The sequence below is a fragment of the Companilactobacillus versmoldensis DSM 14857 = KCTC 3814 genome (assembly GCF_001434295.1).
GTDB lineage: Bacteria > Bacillota > Bacilli > Lactobacillales > Lactobacillaceae > Companilactobacillus > Companilactobacillus versmoldensis.
Genome location: NZ_AZFA01000001.1, coordinates 40146 through 66173, shown reverse-complemented (window position 1 = coordinate 66173; position 26028 = coordinate 40146). Strand labels below are relative to the sequence as shown.

Sequence of the window (26028 nt, the reverse complement as noted above, 5' to 3'; positions counted from 1 at the left end):
GGCTGGTACATTGTACCAGCCTACCCTTCAACAAAGTTAGATAAGATACCATTAACAAAAGCTTTAGAATCATCATCGCCAAAGTTTCCGGCGAGTTCGATTGCTTCGTTGATGGCAACTTTTTTTGGAACTTCCAAACTATTTTGCATTTCAAATAGTCCCATGCGTAAAATGGCACGGTCAATTCGTGACAAACGTCCGATCGTCCACTTGTCTTTTAGTTGTTTTGAAATTTGTGAGTCCAATTCAGATTCTTTATCTAAAGTACCAGAAACAAGGAAAGTTAAATAATCGGGAACTTCCTCTTGTTCAAGATCAGTTAAAGACATAGTTGATTGAATAGCTCTTTCAACGTCATCTTTGGTCGAATCAATAGAAAAAAGTGTCTGCACTGCGAGTTCTCTAATTTCGTGTCTATTTATATTCACTGATATTATTCCTTTTTGTCTGTTGTTACTCGTTCAACGTCACCGTTGGACTTTTTGGCGATCAAGCCAACAACATGTACATTAATTTGTGATATGTCAATATCGGTCATGAATTTAAGCTGTTCAATAGCTGATCTCTGTATTTCAAAAGAAACTTTAGGTATCGAAACACCATATTCTAAATAAACAAAAACATCAGCAGTCACGTTGCCGTCTTGAAAAACGACATCGACACCTTTTCCATGGTTCATTCTACCAAATAGTGAATTGATACGGTTAGATATTGTACCACGCATTTCATAGACACCTTCAACTTGGTTTGTTGCAATACCAAGTAAGATCTCAATGACTTGATGAGAAATCTCAACGTTACCGTTGACCTTCCCATCATCTTGTAATGTTACGTATTTTTGATCAGCCATAAACTTTATCTCCAATAACTATGAATTAATTTGCACGTGAGATGTATGTTCCATCTTGTGTATTGATTGATAACATGTCGCCTTCATTAACGAAAAATGGTACTTGAACAACCAGGCCAGTTTCCATTGTAGCTGGTTTTGATCCACCAGATTGTGTATCACCTTTGATACCAGCTTCTGTTTCAACAACTTTTAAGTTAACCGTATTTGGAATATCTACTCCGATAGTTTCACCGTTGTACATCATTACAGTTACTTCAGTATTTTCTTTCAAATACTTCAATTGTTCTTGAATTTGTTCAGCTGGAATCGTCAATTGTTCGTAAGTTGTCATATCCATGAAGACGTGATTGTCACCATCGGCATATAGATATTGCATCTTCTTGTTATCAATCGTAGCTTTTTCAACTTTAGCAGTTGATCTGAAAGTCATTTCTTGAACAGCACCAGTTCTTAAGTTCTTTAACTTTGAACGAACGAAAGCACTCCCCTTACCAGGCTTAACATGTTGAAATTCAATGACACGCCAAATGCCATCTTTGACTTCAATTGTCAGACCGTTTTTAAACTCGTTTACTGAAATAGACATATTTATCTCCTCAATCCTTAATGTGTAATTAGCAACGTTCTCTTCATTTTACCAATACTAGTAGCTTAATGGCAATATTATCGAGTTGTTTATATAAAAAAAAGAGGACCATGTCCTCTTTACGGTTTATCTTAGTATACTGAAACTTTTTTCTTGTCTTTGCCAAGTCTTTCAAACTTAACAACACCGTCTTTAAGAGCGAATAATGTGTCGTCGCCACCACGGCCAACGTTTGATCCAGGATGAACCTTTGTTCCACGTTGTCTGTAAATGATTGCACCGGCAGTGATTTCTTGACCATCAGCACGCTTTGCGCCTAATCTACGTCCAGCAGAGTTACGACCGTTGGCAGTTGAACCTCCACCTTTATGGTGAGAGAAAAATTGTAAATTCATTTTAAGCATGAAGTTTACCTCCTAATTAAATTCAATTGTATTTTTTTGTAGCATAACTTTTATATTGTCAGGATAACTATCTGCGATATCTAACAATGTCTCATATAGGTTTTCTAGCAATAAAGCTGAATCATGTGAAACAGCATCTGTTATACGGCAGCCAAGGTGACCACCGTTGACCTCATCTAATACAATTTGAGGTTGGATCTTGGTAAGTTTCTCGAGATTATTGATTGTTCCAATCGTCACAGCTGAGACCGCGGCACAAACGATATCTTGTCCATAAGGACCAGAATCGGCATGGCCTAAAATCATCAGTGAATCGATCTTTTTATCATCATTTCGATGAAAACTTGCTTTAATCATAATTATTAACCTTTGATTGCGTCAATAGTTACTTTTGTATATGGTTGGCGGTGACCAGTTTTTGTATGTGAATGCTTCTTAGGTTTGTACTTGTAAGTAACAACCTTCTTGTTCTTGCCTTGTTTTTCAACTTTGGCTGTGACAGAAGCTCCCTTTACGACTGGATCTCCAACTTTAACACTGCTACCGTCAGATACTAAAATAACATCATCAAATGTCACTGTATCTCCTGCTTGTGCGTCAAGTTTTTCAACAAAGATTGAATCTTTTTCCTCAACCTTATATTGCTTACCACCTGTTTTAATTATTGCGTACATATGTGTGTACACTCCCTTCTAAGACTCGCCAATTAGGTGCCGAAGCTTAAACCTAATTTTGAGCGGTTGTAGATGCAATAGTGATTGCAACTAATAAAATATATCAAAGTTCAATATAATTTTCAACTTTTTTCAGCATTTTTAGCCACTTTATTAATATCTTTTTTCTGATAAAGAAATTTGCCGTTATTAATGCATAGCCAAACTAATACTAATAGAGCCACAGCGTTCAAGCTCAATGCTGCTTTTGCGACCGTTGAGTAATGATACCGCAATTGGACCTTATTTTGCCCAGGTTTAGTCTTCAACAAGGCGGTTCCACGTTTAGAAATATCGTAATGCGCTGGCTCATTATTGATTGTGACACTTAATCCTTTATAGACTAAAACTGGAATATCGATTTTCGCCGGCTCTTGACTATAGTAGCTAAATGAATATACGTTGCTAGAAGAATGTTCCCTAATATGGACTTTCTTGCCATTGACCAAGAATTGATGAGCACGAATTTGAGCATGATACTCAATACTGCGTTGCGGGTAATAATCTGTTTGAGTATATTTTTGGACAAATTTATTTTTCGGATGGTAAACCAACTTATTTGGGTCAACTGCAGTGGTGATCTGTTTACTTAATTGCATCCCACTGACATAAACCTGGCTACCACAACCTACTAAAACTACGACCATCATTAATAATTTCAACAGTGATGAGCGCTTATTGACTAGTCTCGCTAGTCCGTAGCTTAAATAAATGGCTGCGAAGAAGGTGAACAGATTTAAAAAGCGCCATGGGAATTGCAGATAATTGAAGAATGTATCTTGGAGTTTGGCCCAAGGAATGATATTGGTTGATAACAACAGTGCCAACAACATTTCTATTCCTACCATTTTATAAACCAACTTATCTTTCCAAATGAAAATGACTAGGAAAATCAAGGCTAGGATCATGATTATCCCAAAGGAGTAATTTCTCAGATCTGTACTCAAAGCATCTTGGAACAACTTGATTGGATCTTTAGCTGTCTGCGCTAAGTTCACAACGGCTGGACGATTAACAGGAATATACTTTTGCTGCTGATACATTGGCAAGGTAAAGCCAATCGTTGTTAATAATACCATTGCAATTGCTTCTACCCCGCTCAGACTTAAGTGTAGCCAATATTTAATACTATGAGCCCGTTTGGAAAATAACACTAGTAACAAAATTGGCACCATAATAATAACAGTCGTAAAAGCCGTCAGTGGATGGGTCAAAGTGATCAAGGTAAAGGCTAAAGCAAACAGTGGCCATTTGGAAAACTTACCGACCAACAATTGATAAAATTCATAAAACAACATTGGTATGAAGATATAGCAGATAAATTCTGCAACTCCAGCACGATAAAAGACACTGGCCATTCGGAAGAATGCTAACGTGTAAATAATTGAAAACAAAAATGATTGAAGCGTATTTTCAGAAAACTTTTTCATGAAGAAGTAAGAACTTACAAAAGTACAGAACGTCACGACCCCAATCAAGATCAGATAGTCTAACATCGGATCATTGGCAAAATGAAAAATCAAAAACCCCGGCAATACTGTCAACCAAGGATAAAAAAGACTGGTCATATTGCCAACCCCACCCCAGTAATCAAAGTTGACTGGCGAGGTTAAGATGTTCCCCAAGCTTCCAATCCGATTCATGTGGAAAAGAATATCGTAACTATCCATGAATCTTAAATAACCTTGTGGGACTAATAATAACGTATATAAAACACTTAATATTAAAAATATAGTTCCTAAAATAACAGTTCGAGATGTGCGCCTTTTCACGAAGAGTTCCTCCTAAAAAAACCTAATGTAAATAGTATACAGGTATTGATATCAATAAAAAAAGGACTAAAGCAAATTTGATTGCCTCAATCCTAAATTTATCATATTAAGCAACGACAGACGTTGCCGCCAATGGCACTACTGTTAAAAAGATAAAAACAGCACTCAGGAGAGATAAAGTAAACCGCCCCTTCGGTGTATTTATTCGTGCAAATAATCTCGTAATAATGTAGAGAGCAATGACTAAAATCATGCCCGCTATAATTCCAACGACATTATCGATCCGACCAATCTTTGCTAAAATAGCAAAAACTAAGTCAACAATAATGAACGCAATCGTAAATACAAACGAATACTTTCCTTCCAAGTATCACACCTCGAAAATTCCCTAGAATATACTGCAATATTTTTATTATACACATTTCACATTCATATTAAAATTAATTTTTGGGGTTTGCAATATATTTTTATTAAATTAATAGTAATTATATAAAATGATTCTATTAATTAACACAATCCTAATTGTTTATTCAAAATCTGGTTTTTAAAATACGATAAAATTACAATTCTATTGTATTTTACATAATTATTTTTATATTGACTTGCTTTCATATACGATTACTGTTTATAATCTTTTCATTAGTAAGTTTAGGGGAGTAATTATAGTACTAACAGAGGCACAAAAAAGAGCCAACAAAAAATGGCATCGTAAAAACCGGAAGCGAGCTAACTATATCGCCATGCGATCATCAGCGCGGAGCTTCATTCGAAAGAAATCGACCATTATCGATCTTGATGAATTGGAAAAGATCATTAAGGCACGACGAAAAGAATTATCTGAACTTGAAAGTATCGGCAATATTGAATAATACACCAAAATTTAAGTTAAATTTTAAATCTTAAACGATAGCAAATCTACTTTAGTAGGTTTGCTTTTTTATTTTGTAATATAAATCTTATCATGTTGTAAAATAATAGTGAATGAACTTTTAGCGAGGTGATTTTATGCAAATTATTCAAGCAATATTATTGGGAATACTTACTATAGCTGTAATTTGTGGTGTCGTTTTGATCCCTATCCCCTTTTATCGATTGATTCGACATCAAAAAAGGATCCATCGACCCTACTTCACCATCGAAGAACTCAACGATTGCCATTATATCCTTAAAAACACTGGAAATTCTGAAGCAATCATCGAAGATTTATTCTTAACACCAGAAACTAAATATTTCGAGGGCGTAAACGGAATCTCTTTTGCGCCACAACAAACGATTACGATTGAGCTACCAGAAAAAGAAGCTGATCCAAAATTAATTGAGCTCCACTACCGAGATACTAATTCGAAAAAACTTTTTCGGCAAAAACTTCCTCTGATGAAACTTACTCAAAGTAAAGAAATGTCATACGATGAACAATAAACCTTCAAACAAGTTGCCAAAATGGGATAAAACTCAGATCGATGAGCAGAAGAAAATCAATAAACGACTGACGATTCGGACTATCATTACCCTGATTGCCGTTTTTATCGTTATCATCGTCGCCATCGTGGTCAGTTTTGCTTCCTGCAATAAAGACGGTACGCCAAAGGGACCTGGTCCGGATGCTAGTGCGGAGCAAATAGAGGCCTATCTGCAAAATAAATTTGCTGACAACAATGCCGCTTCGATCGACCAAGTGCAAGTTGCTGATAAGACGAAAATTTTAATGGTGAAACTTAATAATGTCGATGTTTCTTCAGGTAACAGCTCAGCTAATTCATTTAGTCAATTAGCCGACGAATTGCAAGCTGTCTGTTCCTATGATCTCGCCAAGAAAGGTGTCATCTTTTATGGTGTCGATAATTATCAAACTGCGACAACTGAAAAAAATAAGTTATCTTTCGCTGTCTACTTCAATCAAAGTAATATTAATTCACTAAACAGTGATTACTCAGATTATATTCAATCAGGAAACTACCCAGAACTCTTCGAGAATGCAAATGGGTATTACTTGTATGAACTCTTTAGAAGACCAAATAAAAAGCTCATGAAGCTTCCTGCCACCAAATCTGAACGAATTATCAGCGAATCAGTTGATGGACTAGTCAAATGAATAAAATAAAAAGGTTATCAATAGTTTAATAACTATCGATAACCTTTTTTAATGGATATTTATCTAAAATATCTAATTATGTCACAGGCGAGATTCGAACTCGCGACCTACGGTTTAGAAGACCGTTGCTCTATCCAACTGAGCCACTGTGACATCACTTGTACTATTATAGAGAAACGGGTGGTTGTCTGTCAACGACGAATTTAAAAAATACAAACTTTTTATGGTCGACCCTATTAAATCCCTTTATTTTTGGCTATTTGGCTAAGAATTTGCTTACTTCTGTGCGAATATTTTCCAAGTAATCAGGTTCTTCACTGATATTATGCCAGTTGACTTGCATTTGATTGCGAAAATAAGTCAGTTGTCGTTTGGCAAAATGACGTGAATTCTTTTTTATCTCAATCACACATTCATCTAAACTAGCATCACCAGCAAAATATGGGAACAATTCCTTATACCCAATACCATTTTTAGCTTGGGGAATATCTTTTTGACGTTGATATACTGGACGAGCTTCATTGATTAAGCCCAAGTCAATCATTTTATCGACTCGAGAATTGATCCGTTGGTAAAGCTTTTGTCTGTCATCAGTCAGCCCAATCAAATAAAATTCAGCGAAACTTTGGCCGTTCTCTTGTTCAGTTATTGAATGTCCACTAGTTTCAAACACTTCGATTGCACGAATCACACGTCTGGGATTATCAATATCAATTTTTTGATAAGCTTTCGGATCGAGTTGTTGCAAATAATCTTGCAAACCATCGATACCTTGTTCTTGTTCAATTTTAGAAATCCTTGAACGTAAACTATCATCAGCGTCTTGTTGACCACCAAGGTCTAGATTTTGGATCAAAGAATTTAAATAGAAACCGGTTCCTCCAACGATGAAGGGTATTATATTCTCCTTTGTCAATTGTTGGATGATTTTGCGGGCGTTACTTTGAAAATCTTTTACAGTGTATCGTTGATCAACATCACAAATATCAACTAAATGATGCGGTACCATCTTTAATTCGTCAGGTGAATCTTTGGCCGTCCCGATATTTAAATGTCGATAAATCTGCATAGAATCACCAGAGATGATCTCCCCAGGGAATTCCTTGGCTAATTGTAAACCAAGAGCACTTTTCCCTACGGCAGTTGGACCAACTATTGCGATAACTTTTGTCAAAATAACACTCCTTAAGTCAATAATCTTGGTAATTTATAGAATTTTTTAACAAAATAAGTCATAATGGTAGTGAAGATTGGAGGAATCAATATGGCTAAAAAAGAAAAACGTTTTCGTTTTGTTAAAGGCTTCCTTTTTGGTTCACTAACTACAGCTACAGCTGTATACGGTGCTCTTCATGCTTTCAAGAAATCAGTGATCGAACCTGAAGATGCTGAAAACGAAAGAATCGAAGCAAACCGTCGTCGTGCAAACAGAAAGAGCCTACAAGCTCATCAAGGTTAACGAAGATTTTCACTCAATCATTCATATATGATTGAAAAATTGAATAAAAATTAAAGATCAAATTCCACCGTGGATTTGATCTTTTTTTATATTTTGATCCACTCATCTTGATTGAATTTTGCCTTCGCAACGGGATTTAAAGTCACACCTAAACCTACTTTTTCAGGTACGTTCAATTTCCCATCTTCTAATTGAAAATCCTCTCGGATAACATCGTTTTTATAATAGCGATTAGAAGCAGAAATATCACCAGGAAAACTGTAAAATGGCATACTTGCTAAGGCTAAATTATACGCGCGTCCGATGCCAGTCTCTAACATTCCCCCACACCAAACTTTTAAACCCTGATTTTCGGCTAAAACAGTCAGGGCTAATGCATTGGCAATCCCGCCTACTCTAGCAAGTTTCATATTAATAACTTTGGCTGCGCCAAGATTGACGACTTTCCAAATATCTTCACTATTACGAATATTTTCATCTAAGCACAGTGGTGTCATCAAATGTGACTGGAGCTTAGCATGATTGCGAAAATCTTTTTGAGAAAAAGGCTGCTCGATCATGGAAAAGTTTAGTCCGTCGATGTTTTGGAAAAAGTTTTTGTCACGCAATGAAAATTGAGAGTTACAGTCGATCATTATCTCTTCTTTAGGAAATACCTGACGGACTTGTTTGAGCATTCCTACTGTATATGTATGATTGACCTTTAATTTGATACGTGTGTAGCCAAGATCCAATTGATGTTCGATCTCCTGAATGATTTGTTCAGCATTGGTCTTGATTCCAATGGCAACTCCAACTGAGACTTGCTTTTTTAAAGGCTGATTTGTGCTGACAGCCAGAGAAATCAGCTTTTGGACCGAGATATTGTTCCGCTTCGAAAACAAGTCCCAAATGGCCATTTCTACCGCTGCGCGAGCCATATATGGTGCATTGGTTGAATTTATGAAACGACTGAACTCAAATGGTGTGTCAAATTCTTTGGAACCCAGCAGTGGCAACACCCGTGTTTTCAGGATCCTGACACAATCTGCCTGTATCTCTTCGATATAGGTTGGAAATTCAAAAGCTTCAACCTCTCCTAAACCTACATTACCTAATTCATCTTTAATCGCAACAATATTGATTGGTCGATAACGAAAAGTTGATTCAGCAAATCGATAAGGCTGAACTAATTCTAATCTAAATTGATGCATTTTATATTCAATAATTTTCAATTTTCTCACCATACAAATAAAGAAGCCTTGACCAATGTCTTAGCTTCTTAATATTGTTTATAATTTTGTAGTTTTCTTAGTTTTTCCAGTCCAATCGGAAAATCTATCGTCCAACCATTTAACATCTGTGAAGCCCCATTTTTTTAACTTGAGTGCTGCACGGACACAGATATTTTTACGTTCATCATATAAGTAGACCGGCAAATCTGGACGCAACTCACCTTCAACGTATTTCAATTGAGAATATGGTAAATTTCGTGCACCCAAAATGTGCTTAGAATCAAAATTATTTTTCTCTCTTAAGTCCACAATTTGAGCTTTTCTCATTGTTTCTTCAAACTCTGTTTGAGGAATCGATCCGTTCAACTTTTTACCTTGATAACGGTAATAAAGCCAAGAGCCTCCCCAATATAAGAAAATTGCAATAATGATTATGTACAATATGATATTTACAACCTGCATCTAATACATCCCTCTAATCAACTTTAATCAATGAAGCAGCTCCAATAACACCAGCCTCGTTACCCAAGGTAGCTAATTTTAACTGTGTTGAAGCTTTAATTGTCGAAAATTCATTCTTTTGCATAGCAGCATCCACTTTATCAGTCAAGAACTTACCGGCAGCGGAAACTCCACCACCAATAATGACATATTTAGGATTCAATGAATTAGCGATATTGGCTAAGGCAAAGCCTAATGATTCACATACATAGTTAACAACGATAACTGCCAAGTCATCATCTTCTTTAGCTAAATCAAAAACGTCTTTAGCAGATATATCTTGACCATCATCTAACATAGCCTTTAATTGTGAACTTCCAGCGTATTCAGAAGCACGATCACGGGCAACGTGCACGATACCAGTGGCAGACGCAATTGTTTCTAAACAGCCTCTCTTACCACAAGTACACATGAAACCATTAGGATCAACAGTGACATGACCAATTTCACCGGCGGCACCACCAGCACCATGAAGGATATTACCATTGGCAATGATACCACCACCAACTCCGGTACCAAGTGTAACAAAGACAACATCATCAGCGTTATCACCAGCGCCCATCCATCTTTCTCCAAGTGCAGCTACGTTAGCATCGTTTTCGATTGTTACAGGAATACCTGTACCCTTTTCGATATCACGAACAGGGAACACTTCTTTTTGCCAATTTAAATTAAAGGCATTTTTGATAGTTCCTTCAGCAAAATGGATACTACCTGGTGAGCCCAAACCAATCCCAACAAATTGATCCTTATTCATTTCATACATATCGATATGATGATTGATCGAATCAATAATATCAGGAATGATCAATTGACCATCAGAAAGAATATTAGTTTCGATACTCCATTTTTGTTGGATCTCACCCTTAGTTGTGAGAATAGCAAATTTAATTGTTGTACCACCAAGGTCAACACCGATTAACTTTTTATCTGTCACTTTGATCGTTCCTCTTCTTTTTTTTCTTCTTTTCTGTGCTCAGATTTTAGAACCATTTGAGCATTGATAAATGTTTGTTTGTCTATCATTTGATTATGATAGATATTTTTTAACTCAATTGACATGAGTTCAATGTCCCAGAGCCTTTTTCCTAAATGAACATAAGTACCGAACCGTTTCAGTAATTGTTGAACATCGTAAAGAGTTCTGAAACTTTTTTTGTTATCCATAGACAGCCATACCTTTTGAATACATAAAATACGATATCACTAAACAAAAAGCTAAGGAAATCAATCGTATGATCATATTAGGACGTCTTATTCCTGGTAAGCCAAGTGCGATCCCGAGGAGAAAACCACCAACAGCGCCACCTAAATGGCCCCAAATATCAACACCGGTCATTGCAAAATCTAGAAGTAGATTAATAATGATCAAAGCTAAAAAGGTTTTACCCATTTGGCCGAGAAAGTTATTTTCCCGATATATTAAAGCTAGTGCCAAAAAGGCTGCAAATAAGCCAAACAAAGAAGTACTAGCTCCAGCGGAAATGCTATTGGCACTACCAAAGGCAAAGCTCGCTAGGTTCCCTGTGATCCCACTAAGTAGAAAGATCACTAAAAATCTGACATGTCCAATCAACGGTTCTAAGATTGTACCTACAAAATACAATGTTACACCATTTGTTAAAATATGGAGCACACCAATATGTAAAAATATTGGTGTGAACAGGCGCCACCAGTCACCATCCTGAACTAAGTAATTGATCTTAGCACCAAAATTGACTAGTGTTTGGAGATTGGTCGAGCCACCGGCAAGTGACTCTAGTAAAAATACAACTGCGATCAACACCAATAATGCCCATGTTACAAAAGGATCTCGACGTCGAAATGACATTTAATTCTCCTCTGCTACTGAAATTATTTGGTCAACTGGCCGATCTAAGGTATAAACAGGCCATGGTGTTTTAACAAAATATTGTCTAGACACAGCTAAGGCAATTGTTTTTGTTGGGTGTTGAGCTAAGTAACGATCATAATAACCTGAACCAAATCCTAAGCGATGATTCCCTTCCTCGGAAAATGCAATTCCAGGAACGATAATCAACTCTGGTGGATCTAAAGTATCAGCTTGGTAATCCTTAGGTTCCTTCACCCCTAAAGTACTAGCGACTAATTCCGTATTAGCATCATAACGTGCAAAAGTCATTGAATAATCGGAAAAAGTTTTTGGTACATAAACTTTTTTACCAGATTCCCAACATCTGTTAATGATAGGAAAAGTTGGGATCTCATTATCAACACTCAAAGTGATCCCAACTGATTGAGCAACTTGAAAGCTAGGATCATCGAAAAGTTGCAAATAAATCTGATTGATCTCTTTTTGAGCTTGTTCAGTTTTCATAAATTTGCTAACTGTTTCAATTTGTTCCTTCCTAAAACTTACTTTATCCAAGACGCCACCTCCAGTAAAAAAAAACAACAGGAATTATACCTGTTGTTTATTTTGTTTCACGATGCAACGTAACTGTACGTTCGCGTGGGCAATACTTCTTTAATTCCAAGCGGTCAGGACTGTTACGTTTGCTTTTGCTTGTTAGATATGTACGTTCATGGCATGAAGTACATTCCATAGTTATATTTACTCTCATTACTGGAACATCCTTTCATTTAACTAAATTCAACTTATTAAATATAGCATTTTTTCGGCTATATTAAAAGAGTCAATTTACTATTTACTTTGACCCGTCATCTTATAATAGTCTTCATACATCTGATGTGCAACTAATTGAGGATAACTACCGTTTTCTGAAGTTAGGTTAGGGAAAACGATGGCCATCGCTATATTAGGATCCTTTGAAGGACCATATGAAACTAAACTAGTTGTAATAGTTGATGGTGGATCACTATTATTTGGATCATCCGGATTGTAATAGAATGATTGAGCTGTACCAGTTTTAGCCGATACTGATGGAGTCAGATCTTTTAGTCTGGTACCTGTCGTCCAACCATCTGAACCATGAGTAACATTATACATACCAGTTTTAACAACTTTTAATTCATCATTAGTAAAACCGACACGATTCAAGACTTTCGGTTGTGTAACGGATTCAATAGCACCCTTTTTACCATTGTTCTTCGTCTTTTGAATCGATTGGACAATGTAAGGTTCCATCCGATAACCACCATTAGCGATAGTTGAAATATATTGTGCCATTTCAATCAACGTATAAGCATCATAGTTACCATAGGATAAATCAAGTGCAGAACCAGTTTTCAATGAACCACCAGAATTATGAGTGGCACCTTCGATACCAGTGGTTTCACCGGAAATATCGATCCCGGTTTTAACACCTAAACCAAATTGGTTGAAATAACCACGCATCTTTTGGAAGATATCCGAATCCATATGAATGTATGAATGCGGCGTATATTTAGCGTTAGCTTCCTTCATTGCTAAAGCCATCATATATTCGTTGGAAGAAACTTCTAGAGCCTTCTGGGCAGTCAAGGAACTGTATGTACCAATTGGATAAACAGACTTCTTAACTGGTGTACCAGGTAAATAAATTGGCTGATCAGGCAAGGTATTATTTTCTGGGGTGATGACCCCATCCATCAATGCACCTAAAACAGTTGCACCCTTAACAGCAGAACCCATTACGAAGGTACGATTAATAACGCCTAAAGAATCTTCAGTGGTCTTACCGGTCTTGGTATTATTTTTAACACCAGCCATAGCTAAAATTGCACCTGTCTTAGGATTCATTGCCACAGCATAAGCACCATCTGAATACTGAGTGATACCAGCCGATTTAGCAGCAGCAAACTGAGTATTCAAAGTCTTTTGAACTTTCTTTTGGAATTTCGAATCAATCGTTAGGTTCAAATTGCCACCCTTTTGGCCGGCATAAATTTCTTTACTATTTTTGATCTGGTTATTAGAACCGATCTCAACCTGCTTTTGGCTCTTGGTACCAGCCAAAATCGATTCATAACTCTTTTCAAGATAACTAGTACCAACACGGTCATTCCGTGAATATCCGGCTGCCAACATGGTATTTAATTCATCATCAGGAATACCTTGTTGCTCAGTAGAAACACCACCAATGATACTTGCGATGGATCTACCTTGAGGGTAAGCACGATTCCAGTTAGTACCAACGTTTACACCAGGTAATTCGGTTAAATGTTCACTGACTTGCGCAATTTCTTTTGATGTCAGTCCTTTATCTTTCACGAAAACAGTTGCCAAAGAATAAGCTGAACTCATTTTCTTATAAGCAGTTGCCTTAGCTTTATCAGATTTGCTTAAATGAATCCCTTGTTCTTCAATGTATTTAACTTCATTAGCGTATGTCTTATTAGATGACAGTTGATTCCCATTAGAATCTTGACGATATGACTTTGGCATTTGTTTAGCAACTTTGGCAGACTTACCAGGTGCAGCTAAAATATAATCTGCCTTATCACGGTCACTTAAATTACCTGCTTTGATATTTACATATTTCGTCAAACGATTAACGATTTGGTAAATATCACTCGACTTAACGCCAGAGCTCTTAGTGTAGGTAATGGCACTTTCAGTCGAATTACCGACTAGGAGCCTTCCTTTAGAATCATAGATCATCCCTCGCGGAACGCTTCCCTGCATAACAGTTTTATCTGTTCTATCAACCTCTGCTGTAAACTTACCACCATAGACGATTTGCAAATATGCTAATTGTCCAACTAATAAGGCAAACAATGCAAAGACAATAAAAAAAAGCAGGTTTAAACGAAAGGGAATAGTAGACTTCGCTTGACTACCTGTTCTTTTTCTTATTATTTCGAGTATTCTCTTCATAGGTTTCCCTTCAAAATATTAAATCTTTATTCATTTGATTTAAAAATATATTCAGGACTATCTGTTTTTGAGTCGTATTCCACATCTAGATCATAACGAGCAAAGAACCAAGTATCATTGTCAGTTATAAAATAAGTAATTCCATTAACTTCAGTGCTTGATACTGGTTTTGTTGGCTCTTCTTTTCTAAATGCGATTGAAAAACCCTCGTGAACCATAGTTTTCCCGTAAACTTTGCCATAAAATCTAATACCATCACCTGGTTTTAGATCGACATTGTCTTGATACCATTTTGCAGCATCATCACTAATAATTATTTTCATCAAGCTCACCCCGTTGATAATTTTTAAAATTTACACAGACTAAGCTTAACAGAAAACGTTTTCTTTAGGCAACATCTACGGTTTTTATCTTCAAAACATAGCTTCCAGCTGGTGTTTGGACAGTCACAGCATCACCGACATGTTTACCAATCAAAGCTTGAGCAATTGGTGAATTATTGGAGATCATCCCATTATCTGGATCGGATTCAGCTGAACCGACGATTGTGTAAAATTCTGGGTCATCATCATCTTCTTGAACTGTTACCTTCTTACCAACCGAAACTTCATCGTTAGCAACTTCATCAGTGTCAACAACGTTAGCATATTGGATCATCTCTGTAACTTGAGAGATACGTGATTCTACAACACTTTGTTCATCTTTTGCAGATGTATACTCAGAGTTTTCTGACAAGTCACCGAAGCCACGAGCAATTTTGATTCGATTAATTACTTCCGGACGTTTAACTTTTTTAAGATCTTCTAATTCTTCTTCCAGCTTTTTCTTTCCTTCAGCTGTCATTGGATAATTTTTTTCTGCCATTGTTCGTTCCTCCATAAATCATTAATTCTTTATCGTGGAGATAAAAGGTCTCCTGGCCTATCATAAATTTCAAAAGTCATCTAACCGGATTGGTTAGATGACGATTTTGAATTATTTTATATTTTACACTATTGACTGATTGAATTATACCCACTTTGATGTTGTGAGAAGTTAGTACTGTATGTAACTTTCCCAGTCTTCAGATTAGCATAGAAGTATAGATAACCTTTACTTCTATCAGAAGGATTCAAGGTTGCTTGGATCGATTGCAGACTAGGTGAATTGAATGGCCCTGGTCCATAACCTTTATTTTTATAGAGGTTATATGGCGATTTGACCTTAACATCTTTTCTCGATAATTCTTTCTTATGTGTGTTCAAGGCATACATTACAGAGATATCAGATTGAATTGGCATATCCGCATCAAATCGATTATAGAACACTCCGACGATCTTTTTACGATCTTTTTGAGTAACACCTTCACGTTCAGCTAATGAAGCAATGGTCAATACTTGCTGGACCGTCATATCCTTAGCCTTGATCTGTGAATAATAAGGCTGTAAGACTGAATCTTCCTTTTCGACCATTTGCGTAACTAATTGTTTCAATGTCATTCCTTTGAAGACTCCATATGTTGCTGGATAGAGATAACCTTCAAGATGATATCTGACATTATTTTTCTTCATCGAAGAGGACAACAATTGTGGATACTTCTTAGCTAACGAATTTAAGAAACTTTTATCTTTCATTAACTTCAAAAAGTTAGACTTTTTAAATTTAGTCGTTTTTTGAATTTGATCACCAATTTGATCAATCGTTACACCTTCACGAACTAGGACCCTATTGTGAGCATCCCCAGTTGGTTCAGCGGTACCACCTTTTTGCAATTGATTGACGATATCACTCATCGACATCGATTGTTTGAAAGTATAGTAACCGGCTTGAAAATCGGTATAATTATGTGCCTTGATGTAATAGTTGAAGACAGTTGCACTCTTGATAACTTTGTCTGATTCTAGTGACTTAGCAATTTCCTTACTGGATGATCCGACAGGAATCTTGACGACAATATCTTCTTTACTATTTGAATTATAAGGTTGAAGTGAACTATTAACGTAATTAAAGCCAATAATTGCAACAATCACTGCTAATACAGCAATTACACCAAAGATCCAATAAGCAATGTGGTTCGCAACAGATCGTTCACGTGCACGAGTCGAAATCTTTTCTTTAGATTCACGTTTTAGTGCATCTTTTTTTTCATCTTTTTGGCTCAAGATGCAGCCTCCCGGTTAGATTTATTAAAATTATACCATTTCTTCAAACTCATCATCTGACTTCGACGTTAAATTTATTAATTAAACCAGTCTTAATTTGAGTAAATGCTTTTTCAACAGTATCGTATGTCAATGTATCATTAGAATTCTGGAAAATCAAATGGTATCCGAGTGACTTATGGCCATTTTCGATGTTGCTGCCTTGATAAACATCAAAGATATTCACGTCTTTCAAGTATTGGCCACCATCATTAAAGATTTGTTTAACAATTTCACCGCTAGTAATATTTTTGGCAACTAAAATAGCTAAATCACGAGTTACGCTTGGATATTTAGGTGCACTCATTGCTTTAACGTTTTTCTTTGGTTGAGCCAATAATTTATCAACATTCAATTCAAAGACGAACGCATCATCGATACTGTGAGCTGATTGATATTCAGGATGAATCTTACCAACATACCCCATAACTTGGTCATCAAATAAAATTGCCGCTGTTTGACCAGGGTGAAGATTGCCGATTTCTTTAGAAGCCCTGTATTCAACTTCAGAATCTAATTCAACGAAACTTAACAATTCTTCAACGATACCTTTAACATCATAGAAATCAATTTCTTTAGCAGAGGTATTCCAGGAATCAGTTCCAACTTTACCAGTGATGATACCACCGATATATTCAACTTCCTTAGGACGATCATGACCAGATTCACGATCAAAGATCCGACCTTCCTCGAACAAACTCAGATCACTATTCTTACGAGCCTTATTATAGGCGACGTTTTTGATCAATCCTGGGATCAAACTAGTTCTCAGAAATTCATGATCTTCAGTCATCGGATGAAGAACACGGGTGTATTCAGAATCAATATAATTAAAATCACGAGCTTCTTGCTTGCTGACAAGGCCAAAGTTAATTGTCTCATCCATACCTTCACTCAACAAAATATTCTTCAATTTGTTGATGAACTCACGTTGTGGCGTATAACCACCGAGAGTCTCATTTCCAGAAGGCAAAGTACCTTGCAAGTTCTCATATCCGTAAATCCGCATGATCTCTTCAATCAAATCCGCTTCAATACTCATGTCCCAACGTCGAGTAGGAATAGTAACGGTCAGTTCATCACCATTTTGTTCCGTCGAGAAACCAAGACGGTCTAAAATACCAATCATTTCATCAGCTGACAAAGTGATGCCCATCAACCGATTAACATGATCGATCGAAGCCTTGATAACAGTCGGTTCTGCCGGTGTCTGTTTTCCAACTATCACTTGAGAAATACTTTGAATCTTAGTGATTGAAGCAATCAATTCTACAGTACGATTCAAAGAGATTTCAACAGCTCCAGTATCTACGCCCTTCTCAAAACGGTTTGAAGCGTCTCCACGTAAATCATGTCTCTGGGCAGCTTTTCTGACTGAAGTACCATCAAAAACAGCACTCTCAATCAAAATATTTCTCGTATCATCATCTACTTGTGCAGAAGTACCGTTTACAACCCCAGCCAATCCAAGTGTTTGATCACCAGAATTGATAACAAGATCATCATGGTTGAGATCTTTAGTATCATCTTTGCCCAAATTAAGTTTGTGACCGTCAGTTGCCATTTCTACTGAGATGGTTTCATCAGTCAAATTGTCCAAATCATAAACTTGGATCGGTTCACCATATTCGATCATGACATAATTTGCTGCATCGATAATATTATTAACAGGTTGGATTCCTTGATTCCAAAGACGTCTTTGAATCCAAAGTGGACTCTCAGCAACTTGAACGTTTTTGATGGTTCTTACCAGATAGTCTTGGACTAAATCGTCAGCTTCAATGTTGATCTTTAAGTTATCATCATCTTCAACTTTACTATCATCGATCACTGGATCTTTGAAGACTGGTTTTTCATCATAAGTAGCACCGATTTCCCAAGCAGCTCCACGCATACCTAAAGTATCGGCACGATTTGGTGTGATATCTAAATCGACCATTTGATCATTTAAGCCCAATAATTCTTTAGCATCAGCACCTGGCTCTTCAACACTTGGAAAGACATAAATTCCCTTCTGGAAGGCTTTTGGCACTAAACTTTCTTCGACACCGAGTTCATCTAATCCGCAAATCATTCCGTTAGATTCTTGTCCTCTGATGGCACCCTTTTTGATTTCTTTACCAGCAGGTAAGTTTGCTCCATCAAGTGCGACGATAACATATTGACCTTCAGCTACATTTGGTGCGCCACAAACGATTTGAATATATTCTGCTTGACCCACATCGACTTGACACAAATTCAAATGATCTGAATCTGGATGTGGCTTGAGTGATGTAATATGTCCAACGACCAAATTTGAAAGATCTGTTCCCAATTCAACTGGGGCGGATTCGATACCTGTTAATGAGACTTTATTGGCAATCTCTTCAACTGTATGGGTGACTGGAATATATTCCTTTAACCAATCAATAGAAATTTTCATACTAATTTACTCCTTTGAATTGTTCTAAGAATCTGACATCATTGGTGTAAAAATCACGGATATCATCGATACCGTATTTCAACATGGCAAATCTCTCAGGTCCTAATCCGAAAGCAAATGCACTATAGACATTCGAATCAATACCAGACATTTCCAAAACATTTGGATGTGTCAAGCCGGCACCTAAAACTTCGATCCAACCAGTATATTTACAAATACGGCAACCTTCACCGCCACAATTGAAGCAAGAAACATCAACTTCAACTGACGGTTCAGTGAATGGGAAGAAACTTGGACGGAAACGAATCTCACGATCAGGTCCGAAGACGTGACGGCAAAGAGCTTCTAAAGTTCCCTTCAAGTCAGCCATACTGATATTCTTATCAACAACCAATCCTTCAAGTTGATGGAATTGGTGTGAATGTGTGGCATCATCATCATCGCGACGGTAAACGATACCGGGTGAGATCATTTTTAAAGGGCCCTTAGAGAAGTCATGAGCATCCATATCTCGTCCCTCTTGAGCAGAAGTCTGAGTTCTCATCAATAATTCATTAGTGATGTAGAACGTATCCTGCATATCACGAGCAGGATGATCCTTAGGAATATTTAGACGTTCAAAATTATAATGATCTTCTTCGACTTCATATCCTGGTGCTACTTCGTAACCCAATCCGATGAAGAATTGTTCGATATCTTCAATTGTTTGGTTCAAAATATGCTTGGTACCAACCTCATGCGATTGAGCAGGCAAAGTCACATCAAGCGTTTCTTCTTGCAACTTCTGAGCAATGATCCGTTTGTTGACTTCTTCGATCCTGCTTTCGATTGCTGTTTGAATATCCTTTTTAACATTGTTAGCTAAAGTACCAATTTCAGGGCGTTGTTCCTTAGGAACATCCTTCATCCCCCGTAATGCTTGAGTGATTGGTCCCTTTTTACCTAACAATTGAACTCTTAAATCATTTAAATCCTGTAAATGCTGTGCACGTTTTGCATCATTAATTCCGTTTTCACGAAGTTCTTTTAATCTATCATTTAATGACATCTTCGACCTCCTAAAATAAAAAAAATCCTCTCCCAAAAAAGGGACGAGGACTCGCGGTACCACCCTAGTTCACACAAAAAGTGTGCACTCAAGAAGTTATAAAGTAACTTAGCTTAGCAACTCAGAAAGTGAATTCATCAAATTATCTATTAGGCCTTTCTCAGTCAGTGGCCCTTCCTGTCATAAATAATCCTGATTACTATTTTTCATCAATGTTGACTTACTTATTCATATGACACATATTATACAAAAGCAGAAAAGTTTTGCAAGCCTAAAACGATTGTAAACCGTACATTAAGACACCCGCTGCAACAGCGACATTCAATGATTCAGCTTTACCTTTGATCGGAATGTAAATATTTTTGTCGGTCGCACTCAAAGTGGCCTGATTTAATCCATGAGCTTCATTACCCATGATCAAGGCAAAGTTTTCTACTTTTTCCAAAGTATTATAGGGAACAGCTTCAGCATTCACCTCTGAACCATAAACAGTCAATTGAGATTTTTTCGCCAATTCGAGTGCCTTAGTGAGATCCATGCGATAGATCGGTAAGTGGAACTGACTGCCCTGCATTGATCTTTGAACTTTTGGTTGATAGATATCAGCTGTATCTAGACTCGTGATGACACCATCGTAGCCAGCTGCGTCAGCGGTTCGAATAATCGTCCCGACATTTCCGGGATCTTGAACGTTGGCTAAGAAGACCCACTGACCAGTCAATTGTGTGACTTCTGTTCGTTCAGGAACCTCTATGACTGCAAAAATTCCTTGAGGAGTCTTAGTTTCTGACAACTGCTCAGCAATATCATCAGAAATAATAATTGCTTGATCATAATACTTTTTGATCAGTTGATCGTCTTGATGATTTTCGGTGGCTAAGATCGTAACAATTTTTTGATCATTTTGGTCAGCTTCACGAACTAAATGAAATCCTTCAATCAGATAAGTTCCAGTTTTTTTGATTTCTTTGGTCTTGTTTAATTTATTGAATTGCTTTATTTCTTCGTTCTTCTTGGATTCAATATATTTCATGCTTTTCTTCCTTCTTGTTTTATACTATTAGAGTAACATATTATAATCGGAGTGATTTTTATGAAACATCTATCAATACATGTTTATGGTCTGGTTCAAGGCGTTGGTTTTCGTTATTCAGTTGTTCAAGTAGCAGCAGATTCTGAGGTGACTGGAACTGTGGAAAATGAAATGGATGGCTCGGTCAAGATTGAGGCGGAAGGCGATGAAATGAAATTGTATTCATTTCTGCAAAAGATCCGTCAATCACCTTCCCCTTTTGCTAAGGTAAAAACGGTTGATTATGATTTCTCAGATAACTTAAAGAATTACCAAAAGTTTACGGTCATTGGTTGAAACGCCCTATAACTTAACGTATATTGTTTATATGATTTTTAAAAGGTGGTTTACAATTGAATAAGAAAATTTTGAAATACGCCTCCGTTTTATCACTGATCGTGATATTTGCGGTCGTCCTTTCAGGTTGTGCCCAGAGTGGTGTCCAACATGCTCCTACTGGCGGCCCCTATGGATTCATTTACAAGTGGTTAGGAACACCATTCCAAAACTTGATCCTATCGACTGCTGAATTCGTTGGTGGTCGTGATGCGTATGCCTGGGGTATTGTGATTATTTCCTTTGTCGTAAGATTGTTGCTTTTACCGTTGTCACTGAATCAACAGTACAAATCAACTGCTCAACAGGAAAAGATGCGTGCTGTTCAACCGCAATTAAAGCTGATCCAAGCTAAGCAAAAGGAAGCTAAAGATCCTGAAACACAGCAAAAAATCAGTCAACTAATGATGGAAGTATACAAACAAAACAATATCAGTTTAACTGGTGGTATTGGCTGTTTGCCTCTATTACTCCAAATGCCAATCTTGATTGCCATTTACCAAGCCGTGCAATATTCCAAAGAAATTGGTGTCGCAACATTCATGACGATCCCTCTTGGAAAACCTAGTTTGATCATTGCTCTTGTAGCGACAGTCTTCTACATCATTCAATCATGGCTTTCACTACAGATTGTTCCACAAGAACAAAGAAAGCAAATGCAAACAATGCTTCTGATGAACCCCTTGATCACTTTCTTCATTTCAATGGTCTCATCAGCTGCCCTAGCACTTTACTTCCTAGTCGGTGGTGTAGTTATTTTGATTCAACAATTGATCACTAACTACGTGATCATGCCACGGATCAAGAAACAAGCTGACGCTAATTTAGCTGAGCATCCAGTTAAGGTGGTTGTAACCGAAAAGTCAATTGCAAAATTGATGGCTAATTCAGGCAGCTCTAATAATAATTCATCATCAGATGACAATTCTGATAACGAATCTCGCAGTGATTTACACAAGAGCATTCGTGAGATGAATCAAGGTCGTCAACAACATCAACATACAGATGACGATAAATAATTTAATTGATTCAAATAAAAAAGGACACTGATAAAATATTTTATCAGTGTCCTTTTCGTTTTTGTTATATCACTTTAGAATTAAATTTTATTTTTTGTCAGTTTCAGTTTCAGATTCTGGCTCCACATAAATTGGCAGTTCTATCCGGAAGACAGTCCCTGAACCAAGCACGCTTTCTACAGTAATGGTCCCTTTGTAGATCTCAATCAGACGTTTAGCGATAGCAAGGCCTAAGCCGTTACCTCCACGTTTTCTTGAACGAGCTTTGTCAACTCTGTAGAAACGATTGAAAACACGCTGGACGTCCTTTTTGGCGATTCCTACACCATAATCCTGTACAACCACTTCCAATAAAGCAGAGTTAGTTGAAGCAGAAAGATTAATTTCTTTACGATCACCAGAATACTTAAAAGCATTGTCGAGCAAGATTATCAAAACCTGCTCGAGATGATCACGGTAAATCTTAACTTTGCTACCAGTTTGAATATCATCATCAAAATTTACTACGAAATCAGGATGCAACATTTTAAAGTCATTATAAACTTGAGTAAACAATGGCTTGACCTCGGTCGTTTGATCCAAATATTCACTGTCAATCTGTTCTACCCGTGTCAAAGCAAGCATTTCTTGGATCAACGATTGCATACGTTTTAATTCCTGAAGTGATGAATTGATTGAATCATTCAAAACTTCAGGATCATCTTTACCCCAACGTTGCAACATACTCAAGTGACCTTCTAAAACTGCCACTGGCGTACGTAATTCATGGGAAACATCTTCAACAAATTCTTTTTGTTGATTTGTATAGGCTTGCATGCGATCAAGCATTTTATTGATGTTGATCGTCAAATCGTAAATCTCATCATTACGTTTTCTAATCTTGATTCTTGAATCAGAATCAGGTTTCTTATTCAAATCATCAATCGTTGTATTAACAGTTTTGATGTTTTTCGAAAACAATGACACGGCAAAGAAACTGATCAAGATACCGAAAAATAGGACAAAGATACCAACCCAAATCAATTTTAAGACAAAATCATGAACTACTTCAGCACTAGCAACACTGTCAACTGTATTAAAAGCGATAAAAGCAACTATCAAATATGCTGCTAGTATTACTAATGAGATCAAAAAAGTCCATTTAAATCTGATTGAGATTCTCATCGTCTCATCACATAACCCTTACCACGAACAGTTGAAATATAACTTGGTGCACCACCGCGGTCAATTTTGTTACGAAGATATTTAATGTAAACATCAACAACATTAGTTTCAGTACTAGAACCAGTTCCCCAAACACGTTCGAGTAATTCATCACGACCTAAAACAGTGCCAACGTTTTCCATGAGGGCACTCAATAAATCATATTCTCTTCTAGTCAAGTCGATAACTTCACCATTTCGTTTTAAAGTTTGAGTTGTCTTATCGATCACTAAGTTTTTGTACTTCAAAACTTGATCATTGTTACGAGTAACGTCAATGTCCAAATCGATTCTTCTTAATAATGCCCGAATACGTGCCAATAATTCTTCGATTGCGAAAGGCTTAACGATGTAATCGTCGGCTCCGTGATCTAAGCCTGAAACTCGATCAATGATCGAATCACGTGCTGTCATCATAATGATTGGCGTATTCTTTTCTTGTCTAACTCGACGGCAAACTTCAATACCATTCAACTCTGGCAACATCAAATCTAGTAAGATCAAATCCCAGTCTTCATTAAGGGCAGTATCAAGGCCAGTACGACCATCTGTTGCAACTTTAACTTCATAATTCTCATGTTGAAGTTCAAGTTGAACAAATTTAGCCATGTTCTCTTCATCTTCAATAACTAGTATCTTAGCCATGCTTTATCTCCCGTATATTAAATAAAATTTAATTATTATTAATTATTAATCGTTTTCTCACCTTTTGCAAGGCAATGCAATAAAGATTTTAACATATTCGATTTATTAAAAATAGCCAAAGTGAGTTTTTTTTAATATTCAATCCGAATTTTATTCAAAATATTAAAAATTATTCTTTTTTTATAGCAAAAACATTAAACCACATAAAAAAGGACAAATTTTCCAAAAGAAAGTTTGTCCTTTTACGTTAAACTTTATTGATCAAAATTCTAAATTATTGTTCTTCATACCAAGTATAATGGAAAATACCAGGTTTATCATTTCTTTCGTATGTATGAGCACCAAAGTAATCTCTTTGAGCTTGAATCAAGTTAGCTGGTAATACTTCTGAACGATATTGATCATAGTATGAAACAGCTGACATGAATCCTGAAACAGGGATTCCAACTTTAACAGCATAACTAACAACGTCACGAACAGCTTCTTGGTATTCTTCAACGATATTTTCGAAGTAATCATCGAGTAATAAGTTGTCTAACTTAGGATCTTTATCATAAGCGTCAGTGATCTTTTGTAAGAATTGAGCACGGATGATACAACCGGCACGCCAGATTTGAGCAATCTTACCAAAATCGAGCTTCCAATCGTAATGTTCTCCAGCAGCTTTCATTTGAGCAAAGCCTTGAGCGTAACTCATGATTTTACTAAAGTAGAGTGCCTTACGGATCTTTTCAACAAATTCATCGAGATTTACATCAGGAACATTCTTAGGACCAACTAAGGACTTACTTGCTTTAACACGTTCATCTTTATAAGCAGAAATATAACGTGAATAGACAGCAGATGTAATCAATGATTGAGGAACACCTAATTCAAGAGCACTTTGTGAGCTCCACTTACCTGTTCCTTTATTACCAGCCTTATCCAAGATCTTATTAACGATATAATCGTCACTGCCTTGGTCATCTTTTCTTGTTAAGATGCTTGCTGTAATGTCGATCAAGTAACTTGATAATTCACCCTTGTTCCAATCCTTAAAAGTCTCAGCAACCTTGTTTAAATCATTATTATACAAGTGTGAAAGTAAATTAAAACTTTCTGAAATTAATTCCATGTCACCATATTCGATACCGTTGTGAACCATCTTGACATAATGACCAGCACCGTTTGGTCCAATATAAGTAACACATGGTTTGCCATCTTCGTCAGCTTTAGCTGAAATTTGTTCTAAGATAGGAGCTACTAAATCATAAGCTTCCTTTTGTCCACCTGGCATTAATGATGGACCTTGTAAAGCACCTAGTTCACCACCAGATACACCCATTCCAATAAAGTTGATACCTGATTTATCCAAACGTCTATTTCTTTCAATCGTGTCCTCAAAGAAAGTATTTCCACCGTCAATCAAAACATCGCCTTTGTCCAACAAAGGTAATAATTGATCAATAACAGCATCTGTACCAGCACCAGCTTTAACCATCATCATGATACGACGTGGTTTTTCTAGTGAATCAACGAAATCCTCGATTGTGTAACTTGGAACCAATTTTTTATCGGCGTGTTCTTTAACAACATTTTCTGTCTTAGAACCAGTTCTATTATAAATAGCAACTTCATAACCGCGGCTTTCAATATTTAAAGCCAAATTCTTTCCCATTACGGCCATTCCAATGACACCGATTTGTGGTTTGCTCATACAAATACCTCCAATTAATAAGTTATTTCATATC

At 36.7% G+C, this 26028-nt stretch carries 32 protein-coding genes, 1 tRNA gene and 1 other annotated feature; of the genes, 6 read left to right on the top strand and 27 right to left on the bottom strand.

Features of this window, described 5'->3' with window-relative positions:
* Nucleotides 1-20: 20 nt before the first annotated feature.
* The 8 genes from nusB to FC27_RS00325 all read right to left on the bottom strand — a co-directional run bounded on the left by nusB (nt 21) and on the right by FC27_RS00325 (nt 4695).
* The gene (gene nusB / locus FC27_RS00360) at nt 21-428 is read right to left on the bottom strand and encodes a transcription antitermination factor NusB (RefSeq protein ID WP_268869674.1); all 408 of its coding nucleotides are present in this window, start codon (nt 426-428) and stop codon (nt 21-23) included.
* 5 nt (nt 429-433) lie between these two features.
* Nucleotides 434-850, bottom strand: coding sequence for an Asp23/Gls24 family envelope stress response protein (locus FC27_RS00355; protein WP_010623680.1), 417 nt, complete (start codon nt 848-850; stop codon nt 434-436).
* A gap of 25 nt (nt 851-875) precedes the next feature.
* A complete protein-coding gene (efp, locus tag FC27_RS00350; protein ID WP_010623681.1) occupies nt 876-1439 on the bottom strand; it encodes an elongation factor P in 564 nt (187 codons plus the stop codon).
* A 131-nt stretch (nt 1440-1570) separates the two neighbouring features.
* Nucleotides 1571-1843, bottom strand: a complete 273-nt coding sequence (gene rpmA, locus FC27_RS00345) for a 50S ribosomal protein L27 (RefSeq protein WP_010623682.1) — start codon at nt 1841-1843, stop codon at nt 1571-1573.
* A 12-nt stretch (nt 1844-1855) separates the two neighbouring features.
* Complete coding sequence (locus FC27_RS00340; protein ID WP_010623683.1) at nt 1856-2200, bottom strand: ribosomal-processing cysteine protease Prp; 345 nt, start codon at nt 2198-2200, stop codon at nt 1856-1858.
* Nucleotides 2201-2205: 5 nt separating this feature from the next.
* The gene (rplU, locus tag FC27_RS00335; RefSeq protein ID WP_010623684.1) at nt 2206-2517 is read right to left on the bottom strand and encodes a 50S ribosomal protein L21; all 312 of its coding nucleotides are present in this window, start codon (nt 2515-2517) and stop codon (nt 2206-2208) included.
* Nucleotides 2518-2528: 11 nt separating this feature from the next.
* Nucleotides 2529-2595: a sequence feature (ribosomal protein L21 leader region), on the bottom strand.
* 44 nt (nt 2596-2639) lie between these two features.
* Nucleotides 2640-4328: a glycosyltransferase family protein gene (locus FC27_RS00330; protein WP_029508104.1), complete on the bottom strand. Its 1689-nt coding sequence runs from the start codon at nt 4326-4328 to the stop codon at nt 2640-2642.
* Nucleotides 4329-4434: 106 nt separating this feature from the next.
* Nucleotides 4435-4695, bottom strand: a complete 261-nt coding sequence (locus tag FC27_RS00325; RefSeq protein ID WP_010623686.1) for a hypothetical protein — start codon at nt 4693-4695, stop codon at nt 4435-4437.
* Nucleotides 4696-5068: 373 nt separating this feature from the next.
* Between FC27_RS00325 and FC27_RS12125 the strand changes: the two genes are divergently transcribed.
* The 3 genes from FC27_RS12125 to FC27_RS00315 all read left to right on the top strand — a co-directional run bounded on the left by FC27_RS12125 (nt 5069) and on the right by FC27_RS00315 (nt 6420).
* The gene (locus FC27_RS12125) at nt 5069-5197 is read left to right on the top strand and encodes a hypothetical protein (protein WP_268869675.1); all 129 of its coding nucleotides are present in this window, start codon (nt 5069-5071) and stop codon (nt 5195-5197) included.
* 136 nt (nt 5198-5333) lie between these two features.
* Nucleotides 5334-5747 carry a hypothetical protein gene (locus tag FC27_RS00320; RefSeq protein ID WP_010623687.1) on the top strand — a complete coding sequence of 138 codons (414 nt, stop codon included), beginning with the start codon at nt 5334-5336 and terminating at the stop codon, nt 5745-5747.
* The gene (locus FC27_RS00315; protein ID WP_010623688.1) at nt 5737-6420 is read left to right on the top strand and encodes a hypothetical protein; all 684 of its coding nucleotides are present in this window, start codon (nt 5737-5739) and stop codon (nt 6418-6420) included. Before FC27_RS00320 ends, FC27_RS00315 begins: the two co-directional genes overlap by 11 nt.
* A 79-nt stretch (nt 6421-6499) precedes the next feature.
* On the opposite strand, the gene FC27_RS00310 is transcribed toward FC27_RS00315, so the two are convergent.
* Both FC27_RS00310 and miaA read right to left on the bottom strand, forming a co-directional pair.
* Nucleotides 6500-6573, bottom strand: a tRNA-Arg gene (locus FC27_RS00310).
* A gap of 103 nt (nt 6574-6676) precedes the next feature.
* Complete coding sequence (gene miaA / locus FC27_RS00305) at nt 6677-7594, bottom strand: tRNA (adenosine(37)-N6)-dimethylallyltransferase MiaA (RefSeq protein WP_010623689.1); 918 nt, start codon at nt 7592-7594, stop codon at nt 6677-6679.
* Nucleotides 7595-7684: 90 nt separating this feature from the next.
* Between miaA and FC27_RS00300 the strand changes: the two genes are divergently transcribed.
* Complete coding sequence (locus FC27_RS00300) at nt 7685-7879, top strand: DUF3042 family protein (protein WP_010623690.1); 195 nt, start codon at nt 7685-7687, stop codon at nt 7877-7879.
* Between the two features lie 86 nt (nt 7880-7965).
* Here the strand turns inward: FC27_RS00300 and menC are convergent, their stop codons facing one another.
* The 14 genes from menC to FC27_RS00235 all read right to left on the bottom strand — a co-directional run bounded on the left by menC (nt 7966) and on the right by FC27_RS00235 (nt 21057).
* Nucleotides 7966-9093: an o-succinylbenzoate synthase gene (gene menC / locus FC27_RS00295; protein ID WP_010623691.1), complete on the bottom strand. Its 1128-nt coding sequence runs from the start codon at nt 9091-9093 to the stop codon at nt 7966-7968.
* A gap of 57 nt (nt 9094-9150) precedes the next feature.
* Entirely contained in the window at nt 9151-9540 is a 390-nt protein-coding gene (locus tag FC27_RS00290) for a rhodanese-like domain-containing protein (RefSeq protein WP_029508106.1), read from the bottom strand.
* Nucleotides 9541-9568: 28 nt separating this feature from the next.
* The gene (locus FC27_RS00285; RefSeq protein WP_010623693.1) at nt 9569-10531 is read right to left on the bottom strand and encodes an ROK family glucokinase; all 963 of its coding nucleotides are present in this window, start codon (nt 10529-10531) and stop codon (nt 9569-9571) included.
* A complete protein-coding gene (locus tag FC27_RS00280; RefSeq protein WP_010623694.1) occupies nt 10528-10761 on the bottom strand; it encodes a YqgQ family protein in 234 nt (77 codons plus the stop codon). The genes FC27_RS00285 and FC27_RS00280 overlap by 4 nt, the downstream gene beginning before the upstream one ends.
* Nucleotides 10754-11425, bottom strand: coding sequence for a rhomboid family intramembrane serine protease (locus FC27_RS00275; RefSeq protein ID WP_010623695.1), 672 nt, complete (start codon nt 11423-11425; stop codon nt 10754-10756). Before FC27_RS00275 ends, FC27_RS00280 begins: the two co-directional genes overlap by 8 nt.
* On the bottom strand, nt 11426-11983 hold the full coding sequence (locus FC27_RS00270; protein ID WP_010623696.1) for a 5-formyltetrahydrofolate cyclo-ligase: 558 nt from the start codon (nt 11981-11983) through the stop codon (nt 11426-11428).
* A gap of 46 nt (nt 11984-12029) precedes the next feature.
* The gene (rpmG, locus tag FC27_RS11540) at nt 12030-12179 is read right to left on the bottom strand and encodes a 50S ribosomal protein L33 (protein ID WP_010623697.1); all 150 of its coding nucleotides are present in this window, start codon (nt 12177-12179) and stop codon (nt 12030-12032) included.
* A gap of 80 nt (nt 12180-12259) precedes the next feature.
* Entirely contained in the window at nt 12260-14374 is a 2115-nt protein-coding gene (locus FC27_RS00265; protein ID WP_010623698.1) for a peptidoglycan D,D-transpeptidase FtsI family protein, read from the bottom strand.
* A gap of 26 nt (nt 14375-14400) precedes the next feature.
* On the bottom strand, nt 14401-14697 hold the full coding sequence (locus FC27_RS00260) for a HesB/YadR/YfhF family protein (protein ID WP_010623699.1): 297 nt from the start codon (nt 14695-14697) through the stop codon (nt 14401-14403).
* Nucleotides 14698-14761: 64 nt separating this feature from the next.
* Nucleotides 14762-15238, bottom strand: a complete 477-nt coding sequence (gene greA / locus FC27_RS00255; protein WP_010623700.1) for a transcription elongation factor GreA — start codon at nt 15236-15238, stop codon at nt 14762-14764.
* Nucleotides 15239-15366: 128 nt separating this feature from the next.
* Nucleotides 15367-16515: an endolytic transglycosylase MltG gene (mltG, locus tag FC27_RS00250; RefSeq protein ID WP_010623701.1), complete on the bottom strand. Its 1149-nt coding sequence runs from the start codon at nt 16513-16515 to the stop codon at nt 15367-15369.
* 52 nt (nt 16516-16567) lie between these two features.
* Nucleotides 16568-18976 (bottom strand): phenylalanine--tRNA ligase subunit beta, encoded by a 2409-nt coding sequence (gene pheT / locus FC27_RS00245; RefSeq protein WP_010623702.1) that lies wholly within the window; start codon nt 18974-18976, stop codon nt 16568-16570.
* Between the two features lies 1 nt (nt 18977).
* On the bottom strand, nt 18978-20024 hold the full coding sequence (pheS, locus tag FC27_RS00240) for a phenylalanine--tRNA ligase subunit alpha (RefSeq protein ID WP_010623703.1): 1047 nt from the start codon (nt 20022-20024) through the stop codon (nt 18978-18980).
* Between the two features lie 271 nt (nt 20025-20295).
* Complete coding sequence (locus FC27_RS00235; protein WP_010623704.1) at nt 20296-21057, bottom strand: TrmH family RNA methyltransferase; 762 nt, start codon at nt 21055-21057, stop codon at nt 20296-20298.
* A 60-nt stretch (nt 21058-21117) separates the two neighbouring features.
* Between FC27_RS00235 and FC27_RS00230 the strand changes: the two genes are divergently transcribed.
* Together FC27_RS00230 and yidC are read left to right on the top strand one after the other, a co-directional pair.
* Nucleotides 21118-21393 carry an acylphosphatase gene (locus FC27_RS00230; protein ID WP_010623705.1) on the top strand — a complete coding sequence of 92 codons (276 nt, stop codon included), beginning with the start codon at nt 21118-21120 and terminating at the stop codon, nt 21391-21393.
* Between the two features lie 56 nt (nt 21394-21449).
* Complete coding sequence (gene yidC, locus FC27_RS00225; RefSeq protein ID WP_010623706.1) at nt 21450-22451, top strand: membrane protein insertase YidC; 1002 nt, start codon at nt 21450-21452, stop codon at nt 22449-22451.
* Between the two features lie 87 nt (nt 22452-22538).
* On the opposite strand, the gene FC27_RS00220 is transcribed toward yidC, so the two are convergent.
* From FC27_RS00220 to gndA, 3 genes are all read right to left on the bottom strand, one after another.
* Nucleotides 22539-23615 carry a sensor histidine kinase gene (locus FC27_RS00220; protein ID WP_010623707.1) on the bottom strand — a complete coding sequence of 359 codons (1077 nt, stop codon included), beginning with the start codon at nt 23613-23615 and terminating at the stop codon, nt 22539-22541.
* A complete protein-coding gene (locus FC27_RS00215) occupies nt 23612-24298 on the bottom strand; it encodes a response regulator transcription factor (RefSeq protein ID WP_010623708.1) in 687 nt (228 codons plus the stop codon). Before FC27_RS00215 ends, FC27_RS00220 begins: the two co-directional genes overlap by 4 nt.
* 274 nt (nt 24299-24572) lie before the next feature.
* Nucleotides 24573-25994, bottom strand: coding sequence for an NADP-dependent phosphogluconate dehydrogenase (gene gndA / locus FC27_RS00210; RefSeq protein ID WP_010623709.1), 1422 nt, complete (start codon nt 25992-25994; stop codon nt 24573-24575).
* Nucleotides 25995-26028: the final 34 nt, after the last annotated feature.